This is a genomic window from Streptomyces sp. SP17BM10 (assembly GCF_036322405.1).
Taxonomy (GTDB): domain Bacteria; phylum Actinomycetota; class Actinomycetes; order Streptomycetales; family Streptomycetaceae; genus Kitasatospora.
Genome location: NZ_JAQYXB010000669.1, coordinates 19,239 through 43,990 on the forward strand (window position 1 = coordinate 19,239; position 24,752 = coordinate 43,990).

26 protein-coding genes are annotated in these 24,752 nt (G+C 70.8%); 24 read left to right on the forward strand and 2 right to left on the reverse strand.

Annotated elements, in window-relative coordinates:
• The first annotated feature begins 53 nt into the window (after positions 1-53).
• Both PUR71_RS33145 and PUR71_RS33150 read left to right on the forward strand, forming a co-directional pair.
• A complete protein-coding gene (locus PUR71_RS33145; protein WP_329930914.1) occupies positions 54-2,237 on the forward strand; it encodes a hypothetical protein in 2,184 nt (727 codons plus the stop codon).
• A gap of 290 nt (positions 2,238-2,527) precedes the next feature.
• Positions 2,528-3,331 carry an NUDIX domain-containing protein gene (locus PUR71_RS33150; RefSeq protein WP_329931201.1) on the forward strand — a complete coding sequence of 268 codons (804 nt, stop codon included), beginning with the start codon at positions 2,528-2,530 and terminating at the stop codon, positions 3,329-3,331.
• Here the strand turns inward: PUR71_RS33150 and PUR71_RS33155 are convergent.
• Complete coding sequence (locus tag PUR71_RS33155; protein WP_329930915.1) at positions 3,315-4,442, reverse strand: XRE family transcriptional regulator; 1,128 nt, start codon at positions 4,440-4,442, stop codon at positions 3,315-3,317. The genes PUR71_RS33150 and PUR71_RS33155 overlap by 17 nt on opposite strands.
• 317 nt (positions 4,443-4,759) lie before the next feature.
• Here PUR71_RS33155 and PUR71_RS33160 point away from each other — a divergent pair, with 317 nt between their 5' ends.
• The 22 genes from PUR71_RS33160 to PUR71_RS33265 all read left to right on the forward strand — a co-directional run bounded on the left by PUR71_RS33160 (position 4,760) and on the right by PUR71_RS33265 (position 23,300).
• Entirely contained in the window at positions 4,760-5,470 is a 711-nt protein-coding gene (locus PUR71_RS33160) for a hypothetical protein (protein ID WP_329930916.1), read from the forward strand.
• A 111-nt stretch (positions 5,471-5,581) separates the two neighbouring features.
• Positions 5,582-5,875, forward strand: a complete 294-nt coding sequence (locus PUR71_RS33165; RefSeq protein ID WP_329930917.1) for a hypothetical protein — start codon at positions 5,582-5,584, stop codon at positions 5,873-5,875.
• Positions 5,872-7,161 carry a hypothetical protein gene (locus PUR71_RS33170; RefSeq protein WP_329930918.1) on the forward strand — a complete coding sequence of 430 codons (1,290 nt, stop codon included), beginning with the start codon at positions 5,872-5,874 and terminating at the stop codon, positions 7,159-7,161. The genes PUR71_RS33165 and PUR71_RS33170 overlap by 4 nt, the downstream gene beginning before the upstream one ends.
• A complete protein-coding gene (locus PUR71_RS33175) occupies positions 7,158-7,619 on the forward strand; it encodes a hypothetical protein (RefSeq protein ID WP_329930919.1) in 462 nt (153 codons plus the stop codon). Before PUR71_RS33170 ends, PUR71_RS33175 begins: the two co-directional genes overlap by 4 nt.
• Before the next feature lie 39 nt (positions 7,620-7,658).
• Positions 7,659-8,153 carry a hypothetical protein gene (locus PUR71_RS33180; protein WP_329930920.1) on the forward strand — a complete coding sequence of 165 codons (495 nt, stop codon included), beginning with the start codon at positions 7,659-7,661 and terminating at the stop codon, positions 8,151-8,153.
• Positions 8,154-8,339 (forward strand): hypothetical protein, encoded by a 186-nt coding sequence (locus tag PUR71_RS33185; protein ID WP_329930921.1) that lies wholly within the window; start codon positions 8,154-8,156, stop codon positions 8,337-8,339.
• 910 nt (positions 8,340-9,249) lie between these two features.
• Complete coding sequence (locus PUR71_RS33190) at positions 9,250-10,524, forward strand: hypothetical protein (protein ID WP_329930922.1); 1,275 nt, start codon at positions 9,250-9,252, stop codon at positions 10,522-10,524.
• Positions 10,525-10,538: 14 nt separating this feature from the next.
• On the forward strand, positions 10,539-11,018 hold the full coding sequence (locus PUR71_RS33195) for a hypothetical protein (RefSeq protein ID WP_329930923.1): 480 nt from the start codon (positions 10,539-10,541) through the stop codon (positions 11,016-11,018).
• An 88-nt stretch (positions 11,019-11,106) separates the two neighbouring features.
• Positions 11,107-11,940: a hypothetical protein gene (locus PUR71_RS33200; RefSeq protein ID WP_329930924.1), complete on the forward strand. Its 834-nt coding sequence runs from the start codon at positions 11,107-11,109 to the stop codon at positions 11,938-11,940.
• Positions 11,937-13,319 carry a transfer protein gene (locus PUR71_RS33205; RefSeq protein WP_329930925.1) on the forward strand — a complete coding sequence of 461 codons (1,383 nt, stop codon included), beginning with the start codon at positions 11,937-11,939 and terminating at the stop codon, positions 13,317-13,319. The genes PUR71_RS33200 and PUR71_RS33205 overlap by 4 nt, the downstream gene beginning before the upstream one ends.
• A gap of 175 nt (positions 13,320-13,494) precedes the next feature.
• The gene (locus tag PUR71_RS33210) at positions 13,495-13,686 is read left to right on the forward strand and encodes a hypothetical protein (protein ID WP_329930926.1); all 192 of its coding nucleotides are present in this window, start codon (positions 13,495-13,497) and stop codon (positions 13,684-13,686) included.
• A gap of 20 nt (positions 13,687-13,706) precedes the next feature.
• On the forward strand, positions 13,707-14,216 hold the full coding sequence (locus PUR71_RS33215; RefSeq protein ID WP_329930927.1) for a hypothetical protein: 510 nt from the start codon (positions 13,707-13,709) through the stop codon (positions 14,214-14,216).
• A gap of 97 nt (positions 14,217-14,313) precedes the next feature.
• Complete coding sequence (locus PUR71_RS33220; protein WP_329930928.1) at positions 14,314-14,895, forward strand: hypothetical protein; 582 nt, start codon at positions 14,314-14,316, stop codon at positions 14,893-14,895.
• Positions 14,892-15,977, forward strand: a complete 1,086-nt coding sequence (locus tag PUR71_RS33225; RefSeq protein WP_329930929.1) for a DNA cytosine methyltransferase — start codon at positions 14,892-14,894, stop codon at positions 15,975-15,977. The genes PUR71_RS33220 and PUR71_RS33225 overlap by 4 nt, the downstream gene beginning before the upstream one ends.
• Positions 15,974-16,225, forward strand: a complete 252-nt coding sequence (locus PUR71_RS33230) for a hypothetical protein (RefSeq protein ID WP_329930930.1) — start codon at positions 15,974-15,976, stop codon at positions 16,223-16,225. The genes PUR71_RS33225 and PUR71_RS33230 overlap by 4 nt, the downstream gene beginning before the upstream one ends.
• A 13-nt stretch (positions 16,226-16,238) precedes the next feature.
• A complete protein-coding gene (locus PUR71_RS33235; RefSeq protein ID WP_329930931.1) occupies positions 16,239-16,475 on the forward strand; it encodes a hypothetical protein in 237 nt (78 codons plus the stop codon).
• Entirely contained in the window at positions 16,472-18,301 is a 1,830-nt protein-coding gene (locus PUR71_RS33240; RefSeq protein WP_329930932.1) for a DNA polymerase, read from the forward strand. Before PUR71_RS33235 ends, PUR71_RS33240 begins: the two co-directional genes overlap by 4 nt.
• Positions 18,302-18,504: 203 nt before the next feature.
• The gene (gene ssb / locus PUR71_RS33245) at positions 18,505-18,999 is read left to right on the forward strand and encodes a single-stranded DNA-binding protein (protein WP_329930933.1); all 495 of its coding nucleotides are present in this window, start codon (positions 18,505-18,507) and stop codon (positions 18,997-18,999) included.
• 82 nt (positions 19,000-19,081) lie between these two features.
• Positions 19,082-20,020: a bifunctional DNA primase/polymerase gene (locus tag PUR71_RS33250; RefSeq protein ID WP_329930934.1), complete on the forward strand. Its 939-nt coding sequence runs from the start codon at positions 19,082-19,084 to the stop codon at positions 20,018-20,020.
• The gene (locus PUR71_RS33255; protein ID WP_329930935.1) at positions 20,017-21,777 is read left to right on the forward strand and encodes an ATP-binding protein; all 1,761 of its coding nucleotides are present in this window, start codon (positions 20,017-20,019) and stop codon (positions 21,775-21,777) included. Before PUR71_RS33250 ends, PUR71_RS33255 begins: the two co-directional genes overlap by 4 nt.
• Before the next feature lie 2 nt (positions 21,778-21,779).
• Positions 21,780-22,019, forward strand: coding sequence for a helix-turn-helix domain-containing protein (locus PUR71_RS33260; RefSeq protein ID WP_329930936.1), 240 nt, complete (start codon positions 21,780-21,782; stop codon positions 22,017-22,019).
• A 3-nt stretch (positions 22,020-22,022) separates the two neighbouring features.
• Complete coding sequence (locus tag PUR71_RS33265; protein ID WP_329930937.1) at positions 22,023-23,300, forward strand: tyrosine-type recombinase/integrase; 1,278 nt, start codon at positions 22,023-22,025, stop codon at positions 23,298-23,300.
• A gap of 77 nt (positions 23,301-23,377) precedes the next feature.
• On the opposite strand, the gene glnA is transcribed toward PUR71_RS33265, so the two are convergent.
• Positions 23,378-24,739, reverse strand: coding sequence for a type I glutamate--ammonia ligase (gene glnA / locus PUR71_RS33270; protein WP_329930938.1), 1,362 nt, complete (start codon positions 24,737-24,739; stop codon positions 23,378-23,380).
• Positions 24,740-24,752 lie beyond the last annotated feature (13 nt).

Below are 24,752 nucleotides of genomic sequence, written 5' to 3' on the forward strand. Positions count from 1 at the left end.
GCCACCCTAGCCTGCTGATCTTCGGGCATGATGCACCTGTGCGGAACCTCTCAGTGCTCTCGGACGTCGAGTTCGAGGCGATTGCAGCAGATATCCTCGGCGCGGATCTTGGGGTTCCAGTAGAACGCTTCGCGGCTGGAGCTGACGGAGGGATAGACCTGCGTTGGGATGAGCCGCAGGGAGTCGGCATCGGACAATGCAAGCACTACCAGAGGTCCACCTATTCACAGCTCCTCTCTTCCGCGAAGAAAGAAGTTGCGAAGGTATCTCGACTAAATCCTCAGTCATACAAGTTTGTCACATCATTTGACTTGACGGTCGCGCAAAAGCAGGAGATTTATCAAATCTTCGCCAGCTGGATGTCCGGTCCGCGCGACGTAATTGGCGCTAAAGACATCGATGGCCTTCTGACGCGCCACCCGGATGTGGAGCGACGCCATGCAAAGCTCTGGGTATCAACCGGCCTCCAGCTATTTTGGGCAACAAATTCGGCCATCGCCAACCGGGCCGCGAACCTAAAGCATCTCATCGAAAGATCGCTCCCGAGATATGTAGTTCACTCCGGCTACGGACGGGCCCGTGAACTCTTGAAAAATGGCAACGTTTGCATCATATCTGGCGCACCAGGAATTGGAAAGACGTCGCTCTCGTGGATGCTCGCAGCCGAATACATATCAGCTGGTTTTGAACCGATCGACATCTCCGAGGACATTAACGAGGCGTGGACGGCCATGGAGGCGGGGAGGAGGCAGATTTTCCTTTACGACGACTTCCTTGGGCAAATCAGTTTTGATCTGGGGAAAAATGAGGACAGTCGCCTCTCCGCCTTCGTGGAACGCGTGTCAGAAAGCTCAACCAAGAAGCTGATCCTGACGACGCGAGAATACGTCCTCAAGGAGGCAAGGAATTCTTATGAAAGACTAGGTGACCTTGACCGGAGATATGATTTCATCCTCTCCCTGGGAGATTACACTCGGCACGATCGGGCCCACATTCTATACAATCACCTATGGCACTCGAATGTCTCACCAGTGTGCCTGCGGGAAATTTCCTCCGGCGGTTACAGGTCGATCATTGACCACAAATCCTACAATCCCCGGTTTGTTGCCTACTGCACCGGCCGTTCATTCAATACAACCGAACCTGGATACCCGCGCAGGGTAGTTGAATTCTTCAATAACCCTGAGGCCGTCTGGCGGGTCGCATTCAGTCGCCACATTTCCACCGCTCAGCGCTGCCTTCTTCTGGTTCTAGCATCATTCCCTGGAACAGGCGTAACGGTGGACGTTATCCGCTCCGCGCACGAGGAAATGTGTCGCCGTGTCGGCCTCAATGCCACAGACGTAAGGTTCCGCGAGTGCCTGGAGGTCCTTGAGGGGACTTTTATATCGATCAGCAAAGACCCCGAGCTTACAGTGACCTTCGCCAACCCATCCTGGCGGCAGTTTGCACTGAATTTCCTGGTTCAGGATCGCACACTTCTGCGCGACTTGATCAGATCGGCCTGGTGCTTCGAACAGGTGTCGACCTCGGTCAGGTGGACCATTCGAAGCCATGCAGACCAGGGCGATAGCATCTTGGTTGGTTTGGAATCTGACATCACCAAATCGCTTCAGAGGACCTTTCATTCTCCCGCGTCCCGCGCAAGCTACGACTTGCTTGGCGCCACTCTTTCATCCGGTGTAGAAGAGTCTCGCGTGGCCTATTGTATTGAAAATTCGACATGGCTCACCTTCGATCCAGAGTTCATCACAGCCTCCGTGGAAGAACTGGTCGAAAAATGGGATCAGTATGAAGGCAGCAAAGAGGTCGCAGAAAGAGTATTGCGACTGATAAGCGAAGACTGGCCTAACAGACTGGCCGACCGAGCCCACCTTGCCGTTGACCACTGGCTGCAATACGCCCGTGAGGATTGCGAGGATTGGATAGCCTTTCTTGATCACCAGGACGAGTATCGCTGCTGGGACGACGCCACCATCCAGTGGGAATTCGAGGAGTTCGCCGAAAACTACGTAAGAGGATGGGGCCACGACGGCGAGCTTGAAGAAATGGTAGGAATCGCAGCCCGGATTGGCCTTGATCGGCTGGCAGATAGTCTCGCAGAAGAAATTGATAGGCGGAGCGAAGAATATGAGGGAGGCTGGGGCCAAAGGACTCTTTCCGAGGCTCTCACCGAAAGGGCCTCCGAGAGGCAAGTGGACGATCTCTTTGGTCGGCTTGGGAGAAGTGATGAATGAAGGCCCAGTCATCAACACCAGGGGACGCCCCCCTAGGGAAATCGCTCGGTCCGCCTGACAGCGATTGGGTCTACGCGCTACCCGTCATGACGGCCGGCTGGGCGACCAAGCACCCGCGTCCAACGCGTGGCGGCGCCCGACTCCCCACAGCAGGTCCTCCCGACACTGCCCCTCACCGCAGGGGCTCCGTACGAAGACACCGGACGGCATATGGCAAGAGGAGGGACGCCATGGAACTGGACCTAGACTGGCGCGCACCAGACACGGAGGGCGGGAGAGTGCGAAAGGGTATGGGAGAGAAGACTGAGCGGGTGGAGCAAACCATCCGCGAGTGGATCGGCTCCGGGAAGTTCGCCATCGGCGCCAAGCTGCCTTCCGAGCGCACGCTGTCGACCAACCTTGATGTCGGCCGGACGACAGTTCGGCTGGTTCTGTCGAAGCTTGCCACCGAAGGTCTCGTGGTCGCCCACCATGGGAGCGGCTACTTCGTCAGTGCCCGGGGTCCCGAGAGCCATGCGACAGCCGAGAACTCCCGGGGCGAACTTCAACCATGGCGCATCCATGGTGAGCGTCTGGTCTACGACAACGAATGGGTGAAGCTCGCGCTTGTGGATGTCGAGCCTCCCGGCGTCGAGCGCTTCGAGCATCACGTGGTGCGGCTTCAGCACGTCGCCATCACGGCCGTGGTCGATGACCAAGACCGCGTCCTGATGCTCCGGCGATACCGCTTCGTCCCGGGCCGGTTCGGCTGGGAGCTACCTGGCGGAATCGTGGACGCCGGCGAGGACGCTGACGCCGCCGCCGTGCGGGAGGTCGAGGAAGAGACGGGCTGGCGCCCCGGCTCCGTTGAGCATGTGGTCACCTACCAGCCCATGGTCGGCATGGTGGACTCGCCGCACGACATCTTCGTTGCCAGGGGCGCTACGAAGGTCGGAGAGCCGACAGACGCAGAGGAAGCCGGACGAATCGAGTGGATCCCCTTGGCCGAGATCCCCGGCCTAATCGCCCGGGATGAGCTGCTCGGGTCGGGGACGCTTGTTGCCCTGCTCCATCTCCTGGCGACCCGCCCTCAGCGGCCTACAGGCGCCCGGTAAGCCCCTCAATCCGCCTCCTGTGTCGGACCGACCCTGTTCGGTTCGCCAGGAGGCGGGCTTGCTGTAGGTGCTCCCTCGCCTGCCCGTACTCTCCGCGCACCAGGTGGGCCTGCGCCAAGTCGCACCGCAGCCCCGCCGACGCCCGCATGAATGCCGGGTCCATCCGTTCGAGGGCCGCGTACAACTCAGCCACGGCGGCGTCCTCTCCCAGGATGGCAAGGGCATTCCCGCGCCAACGTGCCAGGTGGTTGGCGTTCAGGAAGATGCTCAACATGTCCGGGTCCCTCAGCTCGTCCCCGGCCGGTAGTACCGCTGCTGCCTGGTCGAGCGCCTTCCGGCAGTCGTCCGCGAGGCCCGCCTTCGCGCACAGCTCCGCCTCCGCCGCGAACAGCCAGGCAGCAAGCCGCGGGGACACCTTGCTGCCTCCTGTGCGCTGCGCGTCGCGAACGAGGTCTACGGCCATTTCCGGGCGGCCAGCGTCAGCCAGGACGTAGGCCTGCTCCGCCATGGCGTGGGCTAGGTACATGGGGTGTTCGGCTTCGGCCGCCGCCCTCTTACCCAACTCGTAGTGACGCCAGGCGCGTTCCACCGCCCCAGCGTCTAGCGCTTGCCACGCCGCGAGCGTGGCGGCGCCGGCCAGGGCCGCCGCTACGGGCCTTCTGGCGTCTGGGAGCACGGCGAAGGTCAGGGCATCTTCCAAGGCGTCCAGGTGCGCACGCATCTGGTCAACCAGCGCTGCCGCACCCATCTGCCTATCGACGCTCCGCAGCAGTTCAGTTTGGTTTAGCAGGGTATCCACCATGCCGAAGCTCAGACTCCTCGCCGAGTCAATGCGGCCGATCAACTCGTCGTAGCCGTCTGCGGCTGGCGCGGCTGCGGGTGAGGTGCCGAACAGCTCATCGTCGGTCTTCCCGAAGAGGGCCCGCAGGATGGTCGCGTAGGCGTCCGAAACAGCCCGCCGACCGTTCTCCCACTCAGAGATGTAGACCTTCAAGCTCGCCGGCGACGCCACGTCCAGAAGCCGCTGCTCGGCGTATCGGATGATCTCGCGCACCAGTCGGTCCTGGGACCAGCCGCGATCTTTGCGAGCCTGCCGGAGCCGTTCTGCCATGCGCCCACCTCCGTCGTGGCGATGCCGTGAGTCCACAGGATGCCGCACCAGTGGGGCGTGACACGGGGGGTTAACAAAACTGGGTTAACCCCTGCTGGCTACCGGGCCGTTGGCGCACGCAGTTCCATAGAGACACGCCCGAGCCAGACAGGCCGTCAGGGAATCGCTTGACACTGGTGCGCACCAGTTGCAGACTACTGGTGCGCACCAGTTAGCCGTCAGGCTCGCTGAACGGGTGCTGCCTGCTCTCGCGACTTCCCGCTGGTGCCCGGTCTGGGCTGCCCCTGCGAAACGTACGTGCCATAGGAGGCTTCGCCATGCCTGCCACGCCCCGCACGATCAGCACGCCGACTCTGACCGGCCGCTCCTACGCCCGCCGCGTGGCGACGCTGACCAGCGGTTCCGCCCGGCCCTCGGCGGGAGCGTGGGTGGCGGAGGCTCAGGGGACCGAGCGTCAGCGCCGGGCGGTGGTGTGCCGCCTCGGTCGGCTGACCGGCACCCGGTCACCTCGGTGGAGCGGGGAGATCAGCGAGGAGGACTGGCGCGCGGTTCTCGCGGCCGGCGCGGCGACCCTCGCCGAGGCCGAGACGGCTGTCCGCACCGCCACCGAGGCGGACCGCGCCACGTGCGCAAAGTGCGGAACCAAGCTGAACCGGGCCAACACCGGCAGCCTGTGCAACCCGTGCAAGACCTCCGCCAGCACCGAGTCGGAGCACCAGCAGCATGCGCCCGTCGGCGAGCGTTCCGCGCCGGACCCGGAGCACCTGGCCGTGGCGGCCCAGGAGTTCACCCGGCTGGCCTCAAGCAAGGGCGACCGCGTGGTCGACCGGACCCGTAACGGCCGGGTGGAGGCGCTGGTGAACGAGCTACTGGCCGCCCAGCCGGTGAGCGCGTTGGATCTGGTCGGAGAGGACGAGCGCCGGTTGGTCGAGACGTGGAGCCCGTTCCGCAACGGCCCGCGCCACATCGTCCGGTGCGCTGACGGCTCGCGCCGCTACGGCAACGGCGAGCTGGCGCCGGAGCACTAACCCCCGGCTCAACCCATCTACTGCCCTGCGCGGTGGACGGCTCCCAAACTCCTTGGCCGGAAGAGGAGCCGCCCCCGCCGGGCCCACCACCAACTAGGAAGAGGTAGACCCATGAGGTCGATTGTTGCAGGCCAGACGGCCATGAACGAGGACGAGTTCGCTGAGCTGGCGCTCGGTCTCGTCGCGGACTCGGAGTTCGCCCGGCTGTTCACCGGGGTGCCCGGTGAGAGCGAGGTCGAGCGCGTGGCCCGGACGGACGCCGCAGCCGACGTCTTGGCGTGCCTGCGCTGGGAAGACCCGGTGCTGGCCGCCTACGCCCAGCGGCTGCTGAGCATGGCGCCGGTGCCACTGCGGCGCCCGGCGGTCATCCGCCGCACCGCGAGCGTCGGGCGGGTGGCGGCGTGAGCGGGCTGAACGAGTACCGCGCCGAGCGGCGGGCCGACCGGCAGGCTGAGCGGGCTGACGCCCGGGCGGACCTGCGGGAGGAGCGCGAGCAGGCCCGGCTGGACGCCGAGGCGGCCCGCCAGCGGCGGGAGGCGGACCAGCGCGCCGTCGAGGAGGCCCGGGACCGGCGGCGGGCGGCGCGGGCCGCGCGGTTCGGCCGGGTAACCGGGTGGGTCGTCGCGAACCCGGCGCGGGCGTTCGTGCGGCTGGTGCAGGCCTGCTCGATCGTGCCGGCCGTGGTCTCGCAGGTCGCCGCGCTCGACCACGCGGACGTCGCGCTGCTGCTGGCGGTCCTGCTGGCCGCGATGCTGGAGGGCGGCGCGTGGGCGCTGGTCGCCATGGGCGCCCAGGCCGAGGGCGAGCGCTCCACCCGCACCTACCGCCTCGGCGCGTGGATGGCCGGTCTGGTCGCCGGGGTCATCAACTTCGCCCACGGCTGGACGCAGTACCCGGCCCACCACTGGGTGGCTTTCGTGCTGGCCCTGTCCAGCATCGGCGCTGTCTGGCTGACCGACCTGCAGACCCACGGCGGCCGCGGCCCGACCGCCGCCGAGAAGAAGCAGGCGAAGGAGCGCGCCGAGCACGCCCGGCGCCGGGCCGCGCACCACCCCGAAGTGAAGGACGTTGCGGACCGGCTGCTGTCCGCCGCCCCTTACGGAGCATTGTCGGCCGACGGGGCGTGGCGGATCGCCTGGGAGTACGTCCACGGCGTCACCACTCCCGGCCTGACCGCCGATCTGCTCGCCCAGCGGCTGAACGCGCGGGCCCGGGTAGCGGAGCTGAGCGTGCTGCCGGCACCGGCCGACCTGTGGCCGGGAATGCCCGACGACCCGTTCCCCGCCCTCACCCTCCCGCTGCCCGTCGGACCGTCCGACGGCGTCTATCTCGACGCCGTTCCCGACGAGTTGCGGAACGCTTCCCCGATCACATCGGAAGCGCTCGAAGCCCTTTACGGAACAGGGTCGCACGTGCCCGCACCAAACCCCGACAGGCCCGCGAACGAGCCCCCGGCCACGGCGACAGGGAACGCTTCCGGCCCCGCCGGGGAACGCCCTCTCGACCCGGCCGACCTCGCCCGGGTCCGCGTCCTGGCCGCCGACCTCGCCGCCGACGGCGAAGAGCTGTCGACCCGCAAGGTCCGCACCCTACTCGGCTGCCGCAACGAGACCGCCGTCCGCCTGCGCGCCGCCGTCCTGGCCGAGCGCAACCACCCCGGTAACGACACCGGCAAGGAGAACGCACAGTGACCACCACCCGCGCCGCCCGCTTCGCCGCCGCCTACGCCCTGTTCCGGGCCGCCGGTGACGTGGCGGACCACTGGATCCAGACCGACCACCAGGCCGCCACCAAGGGCCACCACGACCACGCCCACGGGCAGTCCAGCGCGGCCGGCCGCCGCGCCTGCGCCGCCCACGTCGCCACCTACACCGCCACCCAGGCCGCCGCCCTCATCGCCGGATCTCGCCTGCTCGGCCTGCGCCTGCGGCCCGCCCCAGTCGCGGCCGCGCTCGCCCTCAGCGCGGTCACGCACTACGTCGCCGACCGGCAGGGCGGCCACTGGCGCGACGATCAGCCGCGCGGCGTCGTCCGGCTCGCCATCGTCAGCCGCGGCTGGCTCCAGCGCGACCCCCAGTCCGGCTACCTGCTCGACCAGGCATGGCACCACGCCTTCGAGACCACCGCAGCCCTCATCGCCTCGGCCTGAACACCCGTCACCAGCACGAACACGACAGGAGGACGAACCATGACCAACGCGAACAGGTGGACGTCGGACCACCTGACGGCCCCGGGCGGAACCGCCATCTACGCCGCCCAGCAGCGCGAGCGGCTGCGGCAGATGGCGGACGAGGTCCAGGCCCTGCTGCGCGAGTACCGCGCCGATCTGGAGTCGGTGCGCCTGGACGGTGACAAGCCGCTGGAGCACAAGGTGCGCGCGTTCCTGGCGACCCGGCCGCTGGCCAAGCTGGAAAGCCACCTGCGGGAGGCCGTGAACGCCGCCGGGAAGCTCGACGCGGAATACAACCGCCGCTACGTCGAGCTGCCGAAGAAGCGCGCCAAGCGCGCACAGGAAAAGGCCCTGGAGAAGGCCCAGAAGAAGGGTCTCCAGGCCGCGCAGGACACGCGGGCGGTGAATACCGCGGCGAACCTCCACGGCATTTCCTCCGGACTCGCCGAGAGGCCCGACGGAAACGGCCAGCAGGCGCCCGCGTTCCTGGATTTCCTGAAGGAGAGCGCCTAAATGCCAGCGCTGTCCCCGGGGCAGGTCGCGTACTGGCAGCGGAGGCTGGCCGCGACGGCGACCAACGCCGCCCGCGCCGCGGTGCTGTGGGACCTGGCCCGCACGCTGTCCGCCGGCGACGAGGAGAAGCAGGCCGACCTGGTGCGGATGCTCAGCGCCTGGACTCAGCAGCACGCCGCGTCCTGACCCGCCCTCTCGCGGTGACACTTCGCGCTCACATTCACCACGCCGCTCCGTGCATCCGGGGGTCCCACCCACGCGTACACGCGTACGCGTGAAGGACCCCCGGATGCGTGACGGAGCGTGACATCCGATTGGAGGTCCGATGGCCGACGACGACGCGGGGATCGTGCTCGGGTTCCCGCGGCTGACCGTCCCGGGCACCGTGGACGAGGACCGCCCGCCCGACGGCCCCCCGGTGCTGGTCCCGCTGGCGACCGACCTCGCCCCGCCCGCGTCCCTGTCCATCCCCGACGCCCCGATGCTGGCCCATGAAGGCGAATTCCCCGAACCGGATACGTCCCAGGCTGGCGAGGACGGGTCTTTCACGGGCGTCGCCGCGATGTCGACCGTCATGATGGCCGGTATCACGGTGGCCGCTCTGCGCGGGGCCGCCCATTTCGTCAACTACCTGAAAGCCCGCGCCGAACACCACAAAGCGGTGGAACGGCAGCAGAAATCCCCGCCCGGCGGCCCGAATTCGCTCCCGGGAAGCCCCGCGACGGGTTTCAGCGGGAGTGCGCCGCGGGGGCGTGTCCAGTCCGGCCCGGAATTCGGCCGGACAATGCGCCACCCGCACCCGAACACCGGCCGGAACACCCCGGGGATTCCCGCGACGTTCCGCCAGCCGCCCGGCACCCCGCCAGGCGGCAACACGGGCAGGACGCCCGACAAGCCCCGCCACGGCGGCCCTGGCGGCCGTTCAGGTGACGGTGGCAGTCATGGGCCGGACAGGGTGCGGGAGGCCCGCAGGAGGGCCCTGGAGGCGTCCGGGACGTCAGGGCGTCCGGAGCGGGATCCCGGGGCGGGGAATTCCCGCCGGCACGGCGGACCGGATTCGCCCGGGACCACGCGGGACCGGGGCTCCGGGCGACCGTTGCGGCAGAGCGCCGGGCCGGACACGGTCCGAGGCGCCGCCCGCCGCAGGATCGCCGACCGGATCACCAACGGCCCCCGGGACTGCGCCAGGCCGGACCGCTCCCCCGCCGGGCCTGAGACGGTCCGCGGAGCGGCCCGCCAGCGGGTGGCCGACCGGATCACCACCGGGTCCTGGAAGCCCACCGGCGGCAACAAGAACCTGGGCGGAGCGACGCCGACGACCATCCGCGGCGCTCTTCGGGCCCGCGCCGTCGAGCGGATCCGCAACGGCCACAAGCCCAAGGCCGGTCCAGACAGCACGGGCCAGCAGGCCCCGGCAGGGCCGGACGCCAAACCCAGCACGGACCTGACCGTCCGGCCGGACCCGTCGGCCGGGGCGCCGCCTGGGGCAGGATCGCCCGCCCCGTCCGGCTCGAAGGCCCGGAAGGCGAAGCACCGGCGCAAGCCGCGCCGCGTGGTGACCCTGGGCGGGGCGACGGGCGCCCGGCCATGGCGGAGCCGTCCCGGACGGGGCCGGGCCAGCCGGGAACGCCGGCGGCGCCGCCCCTGGTGGGACCGTACCGAACGGGCCCGCAACCGCCGTCGCTACCCCCGAAACGAGCCCGGCGGCGGCGCCTGGACCAGCACCCACGGGAACACCGCGGGCCCCGCCGGCAGCGGGTTCGGCCCGCCGCCGGGCTGGGGCTGGGCCGAGGGCGAGACGCACACCGTCCACCGCGCCGACCGGCCCGGCCCCCACACCGCCGGAGCCATCGGCCGGGGCCAGGCCGCTCTGCCCCGCGCCCCCTACCGCTCGGGCCACGCCCGGCCCGGCACCACCGCACCCCCACCCCCACCACCCGCTGGAGGAGCACCCGTGACCATCCCCGCGCCGCGCACCGTGCGCGGCACGCAGTACACCGACTCGGACCTGACGATCTACGACGTCATCGAGGCGGACGCCGACATGGGCGAGGAGATCGCCCAGGGCGCCGCGGAGGCCAAGCAGACCGCCGAGGGCTGCGACCTGCTGATCGGCCGCCTGGAGGCCCTGCACGCCAAGGTCGTCGAGCTGAAGGTGCCCGGCGTCCTGGAGCGCATGGTCGTCTCCCTGATCGACAAGACCGGGCAGGTCAAGGCCCGCGCGGAAGCGATCGCCGAGAAGATCCCGGTCGCCGCCGAGGCCATCACCGCCGCCGGCGACAACGCCGCCGACCGCCACAAGGGCCTGGCGGACGCCGTGCGCGACGCCGGCCACACCGCCCCCGCCGAGCGCGACTACCACAACGAGTAGAAGGCAGGCCGCCCATGTCCGATACTACCCACCAGCCGGTCACCACCAGCGCGCCCCCGTCCCACGGCGCGGGCCTCACGGGCAAGGCCGGGACGGTCATCGCCGCCACCGGCGAGGCCATCACCGAGGCCGTCCGCTACGGCATCGTCATCGCCCAGCTCACCGCGGCCGGACTCAAGCTCGCCCTGCTGTCCGACCGCGTCACCAGCACCTACGAGTACGTCGAGAAGTGCGCGCACTCGGTCGACCAGCTCGCCGACCAGGCCGAGGCCCTGGCCGTCGACCGCGACACCGTCGGCGAGCACCGCGACGCCGCCACCCTCATGCGCTCCGTGCTCGCCGAGGCCGAGGCCATGGCCGCCGACCTCGCCGACCTGTCCACGTCGTTCCAGGCCGCCGCCGACGCGCACGAGGCCGACTACGGATCGGTCGCCGAGGCCGCCAACGCCATGCCGGTCGAGATGGCCGACCGCAGCTTCTACAGCAACCGCTGACCCGAACGGGGCGGCGGTGCCGCCCCGCAGGCCGCACCGCCGCCCCTTCGCCCCCGCTGACCTGCTGGCACGCGAAGGAGAGCCCCTGATGATGTCCCTCGGTCCGATGCGCGGGCGTATCGCCGTCGCCCGCGACCGCCTCAGCCGCGCCGCCACCCTCGCCGGAGCCACCGGGCTGACGGCTGGCGCGTTCACCGGCGACCTCGGCCTCGTCACGGTCGTCGGCGCCGGAGCGTCGGTCCTCTACGGCCTGCTCTGGTCGGCCACCCTCCCCGCAGGCCCGGCGCGCGACACCGCCACCGCCCTCTACCTCGCCCCGTCCGCCACGATGGCCGGGCTGTTCGTCACCGAGCGCCTGGTACCCGGCGCGCACTGGTGGGAGCTGGCGGCCGACGCCGCCTGGGGCGCGACCGTGTGGTTCGTCCGCCCGGCCCGCATGGCCCGCGTCCTGGCCGGGCGCGAGCCATGCCTGACCCCCGAGGCCGTTCAGGAGGCCCGGGAGGAGGCCCCGACGGGCCTGGTCCCGGCCGGGGACCGGCACCCGATGGCCGCGTGGTGGTCCGAGCACGTTGCCGTCGAGGGCGGGATCGCCCCCGGCACGGTCCTGGAGCAGATCGAACTCACCGGCCCGAAGTCCATGAAGGCGGTCATCCGCTCCGCCCGGCCCGGTACCCCGGTGCCGACGATCTCCCTCACCGCCCTGTCCGCCCTGCTGGACTGGGACGAGGAGGAGATCACGGTGGCGAAGATCTCCGGCCGGGGCGCCGGGGTCCGCCGCCTCACGGTCGGCCGCGCCCCGCAGGACGCCGCCGACCTGTACGCGCACTGGGCACAGAACATCGCCCCCAAGGGCATGCCCGGCACCACCATCACCGCGATCCGCGTCGTCGACACCGAGGCCGGACGGGAGATCGACGCGTGAGCCAGATCTACGAACTCACCCTCGAAGCCGCACCGGGCGACCTCATCACCTACGACCCCGAGCGCCTCGCCGACGCCATGCGCATCGACGACCCCTCCCGCCTGGCGATCGAAGCCCGGGGCAGCCAGGCCCTGGTCACCATCTACCCCACCGACCCGCTCGCCGACGTCCAACTCCCCAGCCCCGACATGCTGGCCATGGACGAGCGCGGCCGGATCTGGATCGGCCGCTACCACAACGGCCGCCGCGTCTGGCTCCAGCTCTACGACCCCATCTCCGGCTCCGCGCAGCGCCTGCTGGTGTTCGGCACCACCGGCGCCGGGAAGTCGACGCTCGGCCAGATCATCCTGGCCGCGATGAAGTGCTCCGGCATCGCCACGTTCTACGGCGACCTGAAAGAGGGCCAGTCCGCCCCGGAAGCGCGGGGGAACGTGGACTGGGCGGTGTACTCACAAGAGGGCGTCATGGCCCAGCTGCACACCACCTGGTGCGTCATGAAGGACCGCGCGGCCCGGTACGCGGCGGCCGGCCGCTCCAAGTTCCTGCGCGACCGCCCCGATCCGCTGCTCTACCAGATCATCGACGAACCCAACAGGTTGTTGGAGAAGGGCGCCCCGTACCGGGACGAGGCCACGTTCTACATCAAGGACATCGGCCGCACCGGCCGGAGCCTCGGCGTCGGCATCGGCCTGTTCGCCCAGGCCGGGCACCTGGAGGAACTCGGCGGCTCCGACACCATGCGCGCCATGCTCAAAGAGGGTGAGGTGGTGCTGCTGCGCTGGACCTCCAGCATGATGCAGACGCTCGTCTCCGACGGCCTGCTGCCCGCCGGGCAGAAGCTCGCCCCGATCCCGAAGAAGGCCGGAGCCACCCGCCTGGTCTCCCAGTTCGAGGCCGAGGCCGACGACGACCGCCCAGGCACCCAGGGCACCGGATACCACCTCTCCGGCCCCTACCCCGGCGCCAAGATGCGCGCCTTCAACGTCGGCTCCAAGACACCGACCGAGGGCCGGGACCCGGAGATGCTCGCGCTGTACGGCGACGGCCCGCACGCGGTCCTGGAGAAGGCCGCCTGGCCGGTCGCCGGCCGGGTGTACGTCGACAAGCTGGACGGCGAAGCCGCCTACACCGCCGTCTTCCCCCCGAAGGACGACGAGCAAGGCGGCGGCAGGCCCCGCCGCCGCGCCAACCCCGCTTCCGCCCCGGGGATGTCGCAGCCCGCCCCGCGGCTGACCATCACCGACCGGGTCATGGCCGTCCTGGAGACGGTCGACGGCGACATGGACGACCACGCCCTGCTGGCCGCGGTCAACGCCGACGGAGGCCGCACCGTCGCCCTCGGCAGCATCCGCAACGCCCGCCGGGGCCTGCGCGGCTGACCCGGCCGTCCAGAGATTGCCCGCAAAACAGCGTCCGCAGCGTCCTGAGCGTCCGCAACACCCCCTGACCTGCACGAACCTGCGGACGCTGAATCGCGGACCAGCGTCCGCACACCTGCGATTCAGCGTCCGCAGGGACGCAACCTCCCCTTCAACGGCCCCAAGGAGTACGCCCGTGATCGTCTCCGTCTCGCTGGCCGTCGCCGCCGGCATCACCCTCTTCTTCCTCCTGCGCCACGGCTACCTGCGCCTGGGATCCGCCATGGTCGCCGTCCTCTTCGGCTACGCGCTCGCCTCCACCGGCCTCCACACGGCCATCGACCACCTCATCGCCACCGTCGCCGGTGCGGCCGGGTCCCTCCACTGACCGAGAAGGAGAACCGCCCCATGGACCACAGCACCGAGCCCGGCACCGCCACCCCGGCCGACCCCGGCATCTACCTGATGCCGCCCGGCTACATCGCCGCGATGGTCGACGGCCGCATCGTCGCCGTCCCCGAACACACCACCACCACGGCGCCCACGGCCGCAGTCCCGGCAGCCGAACCGCCCGCCCCGCACGTGCCCGCCACCGATGAGGGCCTGTCCCTGGCGGTGCGTCAGTACGTCCTCTACGGCTCCATCGCCACGCTCGCCGCAGGCGGCGCGGTGTGGATGATCGGCGCCGGGATCGGGGCCGTCGCGGCCCACGCCGACGGCCTGGTCGCCGCGCTCAAGTGGCTCGCCGTCCTCGTTGGCGTCGTGGTCGCCGGCGTCTTCGCCGTCAAGGCCAAGATCCGCAGCGCTGGGGAGGGCGGGACCACCACCGTCGCCCTGATTCACCGCGAGCGGCACACCACCATCGGCCACCAGCGCCAGACCGTCGTCGGCCGCGGCTCCATCAGCAACCAGTACTGACCAGCCCCCGCACGAGCCCGCAGCAGCCGGAAGACCTTGCCGGGTGAACCCCGGCCGCCGCGGTCCGCGCATCCCTCAACCAGAGACAGGAACCAGCATGCCCGACTTCACCGACCACACGCTCGCCCTGTGCGACGGCGGCGGTTCCCGCTACGGCGCCTACCTGGCCCAGCACGCCGGCCGCTTCCACGACGACGGCGACCCGCTCCGCCCGGCCCACTTCGCCGCCGAGGCGTGGACCGTGGCCACCAGCCCGGTCATGTCCCCCGGCTACGTCCGCCTCCGCCCCGACATCGCCGACGTGCGACCGGCGTTCGACTACAACGGGGGCCTGCTGCTGCGGATCGAGGTGCGGCTTCGCCAGCGGGCGCTGGCCGACAGCCTCGGCCCCTCCGGGCGGTTCGGGGACTGGTGGCAGCACCGGCCGCTCGGCGACGACGGCCGCCGGCCCCGTCTGATCGAGCCCGAGGAGTACGACCGCCTGGCCGTCCTGCTCACCGCCACGCTGGTGGTCCCGGTCACGGACCACCTCCTGCCCGTCCCCACCGCGACCCGCGGACCCGAGCTTACGGAGCAGGCCCGGCAGGCCGTCCACGCCCTCGCCGGCGTCCTCAACGCCTGCGCCCCGCCGGTCAACCAGCTCCTGGCCGCCGGCGCCCCGTGCGGCGGTGGCCGGTGACGGCCCGCCCGTCCGAGGGCCCGCGGCTGCTGTCCCTGTGCTCGGGCTACGGCGGCCTGGACATGGCCGTGCGGGCCGGGCTCGGGGGCCGTGTGGCGGTGTTCGCGGAGAACGACCCGTGCGCGGCGGCGGTGTTCGCCGCGCACCACCCCGGGGTGCCGAACCTGGGGGACATCACCCGCGCCGACTGGCGCGCGCTGCGGGACCTGTACGCGCCTGACGTGGTCGTGGCGGGCTTCCCATGCCAGGACATCAGCAACGCCGGACGAAGGGTGGGCATCGGTGGGAAGCGCTCGGGGATCTGGAAGGACGTCGCTGCGGCTGTTCGCGTCCTTCGACCGCGTCTCGTCTTCCTGGAGAACGTGGCGGCGATCCGCTCCCGCGGGCTGGACGTCGTCGCCCAGGACCTGGCCCAGGTCGGGTATGACGCGCGGTGGACATGCGTACGAGCTGGTGACCCCGAAGTCGGCGCCGCGCACCCCCGGGACCGGTGGTTCGCCCTCGCGTATCCCGCTGCTGAAGACGCCGACCTCGCAGCTTGGGGCCAACGGTGGGCCGCAGCCCCCGCCGGAGGAGAGCTGAGGCTGCTGCCCACCCCGGCGTCGCGGGACTGGAAGTCCGGAGCCTCGAACCTGCTCGGCGTCAACTCCCGCCCGCTGAACGAGGTCGCGGTCAACCTGCTGCCCACCCCGAAGGCCTCCGACGGGCCGCACGGCGGGCCGAACCAGCGCGACACCTCCGGCCGCTACTACCTGCCCGGCCAGGCCGTGCGCCTGGACGACCGGTGGGTGGCGCACGACGGCACCGACTACGGCCCCGCCATCCGCCGGTGGGAGCACGTCACCGGCCGGCCCGCGCCCTGCCCGACCGAACCCGGCACCCGGGGCAACCGGCGCCTGGCCGCCGCCTTCGCGGAATGGCTCATGGGCCTGGACGCCGGGCACGTCACCGGCCGGGGCCTGGCCCGCAAGGACGAACTGCGGATCATCGGCGCCGGCGTCGTCCCCCAGCAGGGCCACCACGCCTTCGGCCAGCTCCTCCAGGCCGATGAGGCCCGCCCGAGCGCCCTGGACGCAGCGTGAGCGAACCCGCCGGACAGGACGCCCTGTTCACCACCAGCACCGCCCCGGAGCCCACGCCCGGGGCGGTGCCGTACCTGGCCGCTCGCACGGACGGCTTCGACCGGGCGGTGGCGGGCGACGGCTACGGCTGGCTCGCCCGCCTCCTGCCGCCGCCCGCCCCGCTGACCTGCCCGCGCTGCCGCCGCCCGATGCGGCTGCCCACCGTGCCGCTGCTGTGGCAGTGCCCCGCCTGTGACACCAAACCGTGAGAGGAGGAACCCGTTGAGCAGCACCAACGAGCCGCCCTCGGGAACCCTGTTCGACCACGCCCCCGACGACCCCGGCCCCGGTCACTGCCCGGCCTGCCGACAGCCCCGCGACCCGCTGTTCCCCACCACCAAGAAGACCCACCACGGGCCCTGGGCGGCCCTGTGCGCGCGCTGCTGGTCCGAGCACCACCGGCCCACTGGAAAGCAGCGGAGCACCCCGGTGGAGTCGGATCAGGAGTCGCTGTGGTGACCTACACCCGCTCCCATGCCGGACGCGCCATGGCCGTCCACGCCCCGGCCGGTGAGCGGGACTTCGACCGCGCGGCGTTCGAGGCGTTCACCGTCTCGGACCCGGTGCTGGGCCTGGACGTGGAGGGCCGGGCGATCGTCGAGGGCGGCCCCGGCCACTTCGGACCGGACGCGGGCCTGCGCCTGGTCCAGTTCGGCACCATCGACACGGCCTGGGTGCTCAACCCGCTCGTCCCGGCCCAGCGGGAGGCGATCGTCCGCACGCTCGCCCACCCGGGCCGCCGGTTCACCACCCACACCAACTACGACGTCCTCGCCGTCTGGTCCGCGTTCGGCATCGCGCTCGGCCAGCGGGTCGTGGACACCCACCTGCTGTCCAAGCTCGTCCAGCCGGACGAGCGCGCCGGCCACGGCCTGAAAGACCTGTCCCTGCGCTACCTGGACGACGGCCTCGTCCAGGCCCAGCAGGCCCTCTACGAGCGCATGCGGCACCTGGCCCCGACCGGCCAGCGGGCGGGCAACAACCCGCTGACCTGGGGCTGGAACCACATCCCCGCCACCGACGAGGCCTACACCGTCTACGCCGGCCTCGACGCCATCTACGTGCGGCGGCTACTGCCCGTCCTGCTCGCGGCCTGCGCGCCGTTCAGCCACCTGGTGCGCATGGAACAGTGGCTCGCCGCCCAGTCCACCGGCATCACCGTGCGCGGCCTGCTCCTGGACCGCCCCTACACCGAAGGCCTCCTGGCCGACGTACAGGGCGAGTTCGAGCAGGCTGCGGCGGCGATCCAGGAGACGCTGGGGTTCTCCGGGACGAGCCCCAGGTTCGCGCACTGGCTCGACTCCCAGATCACCGGCAGCCCACTTCCCCGCACCGCCAAGGGGCAGCCGCAGGTCACCGCCGACACCCTCGGCCAGCTCGTCCAGGACGTGGCCGGCGGCACCGCCTCCATCACGGCGGAGGGCGCCGCCATGCTCCAGGCCCGGCGGGCGATGGCCGCCACGACCAACACCCGTACCAACCTGCGCAGTTTCCTCGCGGCGGCGGACGCCGAGGGGCGGGTGCACCCGCAGATCAACACCCTGCGGGCCCGCACCGGCCGCATGTCCATCACCGCCCCGGCCCTCCAGACCCTCAAGAAGCACGACCCGCGGCTGCGGCACTGCTTCCGGGCCGAGGACGGTCACGTCCTGGTGGGCTGCGACTTCTCCGCCGTCGAGGTTCGCGTGGCGGCTGCGCTGTCCCGGGACGCGACGCTGATGCGGGTCATCGCCTCCGGGGTCGATATCCACGACGCCACCGCCGAGCTGATGTACGGCCCCGCCTTCACCAAGGAACAGCGCACCGTGGGCAAGCGGGCCACCTTCGGCACCATCTACGGCGGCGGCGCCAAGGCCCTCGCGGCCCAGACCGGCGTGCCGGTCCCGGTGGCCCAGCAGGTGATCCAGCGGTGGCAGCGCACGTACCCCGACGTGATCCGCTTCGGCAAGACCATCGCCGAGGCCCCGGTCGTGGTCACGGGCTCCGGCCGGCGTATCGCGCCCGACCCCCAGCGTCCCTACGCCAACAGCAACTACGCCATCCAGTCCACCGCCCGCGACCTGCTCGTGGCCGCCGTCCACGAACTCGCCGTCGACCACGACATGGCCGCCAGCCTGTGGCTCTTCGTCCACGACGAGCTCATCGTCCACGTCCCCGAACACGACGCCGAGAAGGTCCGCGACCTGCTCACCGAGGTCATGACCACCACGTTCCGGGGCGTTCCCATCGCCGCCGAGGCCGAGATCCTCGGCACCCACTGGGGCCGCCTCCCCGAATCCGCCTGATGGGGGCCGAGAAGTGCCGACCAACGACCAGGAACCGCCCCGCCAAACCACCGACGGCACCGCTGCCGAGCACACCGGCGCCCCGACGCCCCGCTGCCCCGGCGTCGGAGAGTACGGCCGTGGCCTCACCGGCTGGACCGTCCACTGGGGCTGCTGCCCCGCAAGCCGCTGACCAGCCTGCATCCACGGACAGGAGAACAGCTGTGCCCATCGGAGAGACCGTCATCACCGTCACCGGCAACCTGACCGCCGACCCCGAACTGCGCCACACCAGCGAGGGCGTGCCGTGGCTGACGTTCAACGTCGCCTCCAACTCCCGCAACTGGGACAAGACCACTGCCACCTGGGGCGAGGGCCGCACCCTGTTCCTGCGCTGCACCGCCTGGCGCTGGCTCGCCGAGAACGCCGAAAAGACCCTGGTCAAGGGCACCAGGGTCGTCGTCACCGGCGCCCTGCGGCAGTTCGACTACACCAGCGCCGACGGCGTCCAGCGCACCGGATACGGCATCGACGTCGAGGACGTCGCCGTCTCACTGCGCTACGCCACCGCCACCGTCCAGCGCACCACCCGCGGCAACGGCCAGCAGGCCGAAGACCCGTGGGCCGACGCCCGGCCCGCCAGGGGCAAGACCACCCCCTGGCCCGGCACTGGCCCGGCCGCAGGCGGCGACGGCTTCAGCGAGAAGCCGCCCTTCTAGCAGCGCCGACGAGGCCGCCGCACAAGCTTCCAGGCGTGCGGCGGCCCCGCTTCCCGTCCCTCTACAGAACGGAGACCCCAGCATGCACCGACCCGCCCCCGCCGTGCAGCACAGCCCGGGACCGCGGTGGGCCCCGGCCCGTGCCCACGCCCTCGCCGCCGCCACCCTCTACGGCCTCCCCGTCGTCCCCCTCACCCGCTCCAAGCTCCCCGCCATCCCCTCCGCCCACGGCGACGATGCCCACAGCCTGTGCACGGGCCAGTGCGGGGCCCTCGGTCACGGCGTCCACGACGCCAGCAGCGACCCCGAGCAGGTCAAGGCCCTGTTCGCCGCCGCCCCGTGGGCCGCCGGCTATGGCATCGCCTGCGGACGAGCCCCGCACCACCTGTTCGGCCTCGACCTCGACCGCAAGAACGGCACCGACGGCGTCGCGAACATCCGGGCGCTCGCCGACCGGCACGGCTTCACCCTGCCGGAGACCGCGACCATCTCCACCCAGTCCCGCGGCCTCCACCTCTGGCTCACCGCCCCCGCCGACGTCACCGTGCCCAACACCGCCGGTCTCCTGGCCCGCGGGGTCGACACCCGCGGCACCGGCGGCTACCTGGTCGGCCCCGGCTCGCTCGGTCCCAAGGGCCGCTACTCCTTCGCCCCGGGCTCCGGGCCCCAGGTCATCGCCCCCGCCCCGGAGACGCTCCTGGGCCTGCTGACCGCCCCTCAGCGGGCCCAGCGGGACAGACCCGGAGGGCATGACCGGCCGATGACGGGCAGCCCCAAGCGGCGCCTGGAGGCTCTCGTCCGGGTCGTGAGCGAGGCCGACCCCGACGGCGGCGAGCGGAACAGCCGCCTGTACTGGGCCGCCCGTACCGCCTTCACCGTCCCCGGCATCGACCCCGACGCCGCCTGCGGCGACCTGCTGATCGCCGCCGTCGCCGTCGGCCTGCCCGAGGACGAGGCACGGCGCGTCCTGCGCAACGCCCAGCGGGGCGCCGCCCGAGACCGAGAGGAGACCAGCCGTTGAGCACCGAGAAGGGCCCCTCCCAGGCCTCCCAGGTCGTCTCCCTCGCCAAGGCCGCCTACGACTTCCTCGTCTCCGAGGACGGCCGCCCCTACGGCGTGCGCCGCAACGGCCCCAATGTCGTCCTGCCCCTACGCGGCAAGGCCGGACTCCGCTCCCAGCTCGCCCGCCGGTTCGTGGAGGCCAACGGCGGACAGGTCCCCTCCCAGTCCGCGCTGGCCGACGCCATGACCGTCCTGGAGGGCATCGCCGCCAACACCGACCCCGTCCCCGTCCACCTGCGCGTCGCCGGCGACTCCCACCAGGTCGTCGTCGACCTCGGCACCGCCGACGGCCGCTGCGTCACCGTCACCCCCGAGGGCTGGAGCGTCGACGGTCGCTCCCCCGTGCTGTTCCGCCGCTCCGGCGCCATGTCCCCCATGCCCACCCCCGAACCCGGTGAGGACGGCCTCGCCGCCCTGCGCGGGCTCTTGAACATGGACGACCGCTCGTTCCACCAGCTCATCGCCTGGCTTGTGGCCGCCTGGATCCCCCACATCCCCCACCCCGTCCTCACCTTCAAGGGCGAACAGGGCACCGGCAAGTCCAAGACCGCGCAGATGGTCATCAATCTGGTCGACCCGTCCGCCGCCACCAAGCGCAGCCAGCCCCGCGACGTGAAGACCTGGGCCACCCAGGCCTTCAACTCCTGGGCCCTGTGCCTGGACAACGTCTCGACGATCCCGCCGTGGTTCTCCGACACCCTCTGCAAGGCCGTCACGGGCGACGGCATCGTCGACCGCGCCCTCTACACCGACGACGACGTCGTCGTCCTCACCTTCCGCCGGGTGCTGGCCATGACCACCATCGACGCCGGAGCCCTGGCCGGCGACCTCGCCGAACGCATCATGATGCTCGACCTCCAGCTCATCCCCGAGGACCGCCGCCGCACCGAAGAGGAACTCGACACCGCCTACAACACCGCCCGACCCGCCATCCTCGCCGCCCTCTTCGACCTCCTCGCCAAGGTCCTCAAGACCCTCCCGGAGGTGCACCTGGCGAAGATGCCCCGCATGGCCGACTTCGCCCGCGTCCTGGCCGCCGTCGACCAGGTCCAGGGCTGGAACACCCTCGCCGACTACCTCAAGGCCGCCGAGAGCGTCGCCGTCGAGGCCCTCGAAGCCGACCCGTTCGCCGCCGCGATCGTCGCCTTCGTCGAGACCCACGGGGCCTTCACCGGCACCATGACCCAGTTCCTCAACCTCCTTCCGCCCCCGGAGACCCCCACCAAGAAGTGGCCCAGCACGGCCCACCACGCCAGCGGACAGCTCCGGCGCTTCGCCCCCGCCCTCCGCGCCGCCGGCATCGCCTTCGAGGACGGCCGCACCGGCCACAACCGCGACCGCGCCATCACCCTCGCCCCGTCACCGGAGATGGCCCGCAAAACAGCGTCCGCAACACCCCCTGACCTGCACGAACCTGCGGACACTGAACCGCAGGCCAGCGTCCCCCCGCCCACGAACCACCACCCGCGGGCGGACGCTGCGGACGCTGATTCGCACGGTGCGGACGCTGACGTGAAATCAGCGTCCGCACAAAACCCCAGCTCAGACCGCCCTGCGGACGCTCAGGACGCTGCGGACGCTGATTTGCGGGCCATCTCTGGCTACCGCCTCCGCTGCGCCGTTTGCGAGCAGCCCGTCGACCCCGCCCTCACCGCCGCCGGGCACCTCACCCACCCGGAGTGTCCAACCGCCGTCGCCAGCATCGAAACGGAGTGACCGTGCCCAAGCAGACGCCACCCAGGCGCCCCGCCTCCGTGGCGGAACCCCGGATCCGTCCTCTCCCCGACACCTACCTCGAACCCGAGGACATCGCCCGGATCTTCCAGGTCCCGCTGGAGACCGTCTACCAGTGGCGCCGCAAGCGCACCGGCCCGCCCGGATTCCGGGTCGGCCGCCACCTCCGCTACCACCCTGACGCCGTCGCCCAGTGGGCGCAGAACCAGGAAGAGGCCGCCTGACCCATGGCCGGACACATCCAGGATCGCTGGTACAAGACCGAGACCGGCCCCGACGGCAAGGTTCGACGCGTCCGTACCGAGCGCTACGGCACCGGCATGCGCTACCGGGCCCGCTACGTCGGCCCCGACGGCACCGAGAAGAGCAAGAGCTTCCCCGACCGCCAGAAGCGCCAGGCGGACGAGTGGCTGGCCCGGATCGAGGCCGACATGTCGCGCGGCCAGTACATCGACCCGAAAGCCGCCCGCACCACCTTCAAGCAGTTCGCGGAGAAGTGGCTGGAGTCGCAGAACACCGACCTGAACACGCGCTCGTCCGTGGACGCGCAGATCCGGCGGCACGCGATCCCGTACCTGGGCCCCCGCCCGATGGACTCGTTCCGTCCGTCGCACATCCGGGAGTGGCTGGCCGAGCTGGAGAAGGCCGTCCCCGCCTCCTCCTACCGTCGCGTCATCTTCGGGAACGTCTCCGGCATCTTCACCGCCGCCGTGGAGGACGAGCTGCGGACGACGAACCCGTGCCGGTCCCGGGCGGTCACCGCCCCGAGCCGGGCGCCGGGCCGGGTGCGGCCGTGGACGCCAGACCGCGTCGCCGCCGTGCGGGCCGGGCTGCCGGAGCGCTACCAGGCCATGAACGACGCCGGCGGGGGCTGCGGGCTGCGGCAGGGCGAGATCTTCGGTCTCCCCGTGGACGAGATCGGGTTCGACACGGGGTGGCTCCACGTCGGCTACCAGGTCAAGGACATCGGCGGACGTCTGGTGTTCGCGCCGCCGAAGCGCGGCAAGGTACGGGACGTGCCGCTCCCGGAGCGGGTGGGGCACATCTTCAAAGCCCACATGGAGGCGTTCCCGCCAGTGGAGGTCACGCTGCCGTGGCTGACCCCGGACGGACCGCCGGTCACGAAGCTACTGCTCTTCTCCCGGGAAGAGGGCGGCCCCGTCCGGCGGACCGACTTCAACACCTACGCCTGGAAGCCCGCGCTCGTCTCGGCCGGGGTCATCCCGCCGCCCGAGAAGGGCAAGCGGCACCAGGCGTCCCGGGAGGACGGGATGCACGCGCTCCGGCACTTCTACGCGTCCGTGCTGCTGGACGCCGGCGAGAGCGTGAAGGCGCTGAGCGGGTACCTCGGGCACAGCGACCCCGGGTTCACGCTCCGGGTCTACACGCACCCGATGCCGAGCAGTGACGGCCGCACCCGCCGGGCCGTGGACAAGCTCTACGAAGCACTCGGATGGACCACCGATCCGAGCACTGACGGCCCACAGACGGCCCCGGCCGAGTAAGAAGCCTCCCGGGTCGGCGACGCGACGTCGCCGACCCGGGGCTCTCGCCCGCCCGGAGAAGTGCTCTGACCTGCGGCTCAGAGCACCTGGAGGTTCTTGCGCAGCTCGAACGGCGTCACCTCGGAGCGGTACTCCTCCCACTCCTGGCGCTTGTTGCGCAGGAAGAAGTCGAACACGTGCTCGCCGAGCGTCTCCGCGACCAGTTCGCTGCGCTGCATCAGGTCGATCGCCTCGCCGAGGTTCTGCGGCATCGGCTGGATGCCCAGGGCGCGGCGCTCGGAGTCGGTGAGCGCCCACACGTCGTCGTCGGCGCCCGGCGGGAGCTCGTAACCCTCCTCGATGCCCTTGAGGCCCGCCGCGAGCGTCACCGCGTAGGCGAGGTACGGGTTGCAGCCGGTGTCCAGCGAGCGGACCTCGACCCGGGTCGAGCCCTGCTTGCCGGGCTTGTACATCGGCACCCGGATGAGCGCCGAGCGGTTGTTGTGGCCCCAGCAGATGTACGACGGGGCCTCGCCGCCGGCGCCGGCGGTGCGCTGGGAGCCGCCCCAGATGCGCTTGTAGGAGTTCACCCACTGGTTGGTGACGGCGGCGGTCTCGGCGGCGTGCTTGAGCAGACCGGCGATGAAGGAGCGGCCGACCTTGGAGAGCTGGTACTCGGCGCCGGACTCGTGGAACGCGTTGCGGTCGCCCTCGAACAGCGAGAGGTGGGTGTGCATCCCCGAACCGGGGTGGTCGGAGAACGGCTTCGGCATGAAGCTCGCGTGCACGCCCTGCTCCAGCGCGACCTCCTTCATGACCAGCCGGAAGGTCATGATGTTGTCGGCCGTGGACAGCGCGTCGGCGTAGCGCAGGTCGATCTCCTGCTGGCCGGGCGCGCCCTCGTGGTGGGAGAACTCCACCGAGATGCCCATCGACTCCAGCATCGTGATCGCCTGGCGGCGGAAGTCGTGGCCGACGCCGCGCGGCGTGTGGTCGAAGTAGCCGGACTGGTCGGCGGGGATCGGCGGGGTGCCGTCGCCGGGCAGGTTCTTCAGCAGGAAGAACTCGATCTCCGGGTGCGTGTAGAACGTGAAGCCCTGCTCGGAGGCCTTCTCCAGGGTGCGCTTGAGCACGAACCGCGGGTCGGCGAAGGACGGCGAGCCGTCCGGCATCAGGATGTCGCAGAACATGCGCGCGGTGCCCGGCGTCTCCGAGCGCCAGGGGAGGATCTGGAAGGTGGTCGGGTCCGGCTTGGCGATCATGTCGGACTCGTAGACCCGGGCGAAGCCCTCGATCGCCGACCCGTCGAAGCCGATGCCCTCCTCGAAGGCCTGTTCCAGCTCGGCCGGCGCCACCGCGACCGACTTCAGGAACCCGAGCACATCGGTGAACCACAGCCGGACGAACCGGATGTCACGCTCTTCGAGCGTCCGAAGCACGAACTGCTGCTGCTTGCCCATGAGGACAGTCTCA

Excerpts from the sequence above, each read along its gene's own strand:
- PUR71_RS33185 (WP_329930921.1), top strand. The coding sequence starts at position 8,154 with ATGCCAGCGCTGTCCCCGGGGCAGGTCGCGTACTGGCAGCGGAGGCTG.
- PUR71_RS33250 (WP_329930934.1), top strand. The coding sequence starts at position 19,082 with ATGCACCGACCCGCCCCCGCCGTGCAGCACAGCCCGGGACCGCGGTGG.
- PUR71_RS33220 (WP_329930928.1), top strand. The coding sequence starts at position 14,314 with ATGCCCGACTTCACCGACCACACGCTCGCCCTGTGCGACGGCGGCGGT.
- PUR71_RS33265 (WP_329930937.1), top strand. The coding sequence starts at position 22,023 with ATGGCCGGACACATCCAGGATCGCTGGTACAAGACCGAGACCGGCCCC.
- PUR71_RS33180 (WP_329930920.1), top strand. The coding sequence starts at position 7,659 with ATGACCAACGCGAACAGGTGGACGTCGGACCACCTGACGGCCCCGGGC.
- PUR71_RS33150 (WP_329931201.1), top strand. The coding sequence starts at position 2,528 with ATGGGAGAGAAGACTGAGCGGGTGGAGCAAACCATCCGCGAGTGGATC.
- PUR71_RS33215 (WP_329930927.1), top strand. The coding sequence starts at position 13,707 with ATGGACCACAGCACCGAGCCCGGCACCGCCACCCCGGCCGACCCCGGC.
- PUR71_RS33200 (WP_329930924.1), top strand. The coding sequence starts at position 11,107 with ATGATGTCCCTCGGTCCGATGCGCGGGCGTATCGCCGTCGCCCGCGAC.
- glnA (WP_329930938.1), bottom strand. The coding sequence starts at position 24,739 with ATGGGCAAGCAGCAGCAGTTCGTGCTTCGGACGCTCGAAGAGCGTGAC.
- PUR71_RS33155 (WP_329930915.1), bottom strand. The coding sequence starts at position 4,442 with ATGGCAGAACGGCTCCGGCAGGCTCGCAAAGATCGCGGCTGGTCCCAG.
- PUR71_RS33165 (WP_329930917.1), top strand. The coding sequence starts at position 5,582 with ATGAGGTCGATTGTTGCAGGCCAGACGGCCATGAACGAGGACGAGTTC.
- PUR71_RS33195 (WP_329930923.1), top strand. The coding sequence starts at position 10,539 with ATGTCCGATACTACCCACCAGCCGGTCACCACCAGCGCGCCCCCGTCC.
- PUR71_RS33160 (WP_329930916.1), top strand. The coding sequence starts at position 4,760 with ATGCCTGCCACGCCCCGCACGATCAGCACGCCGACTCTGACCGGCCGC.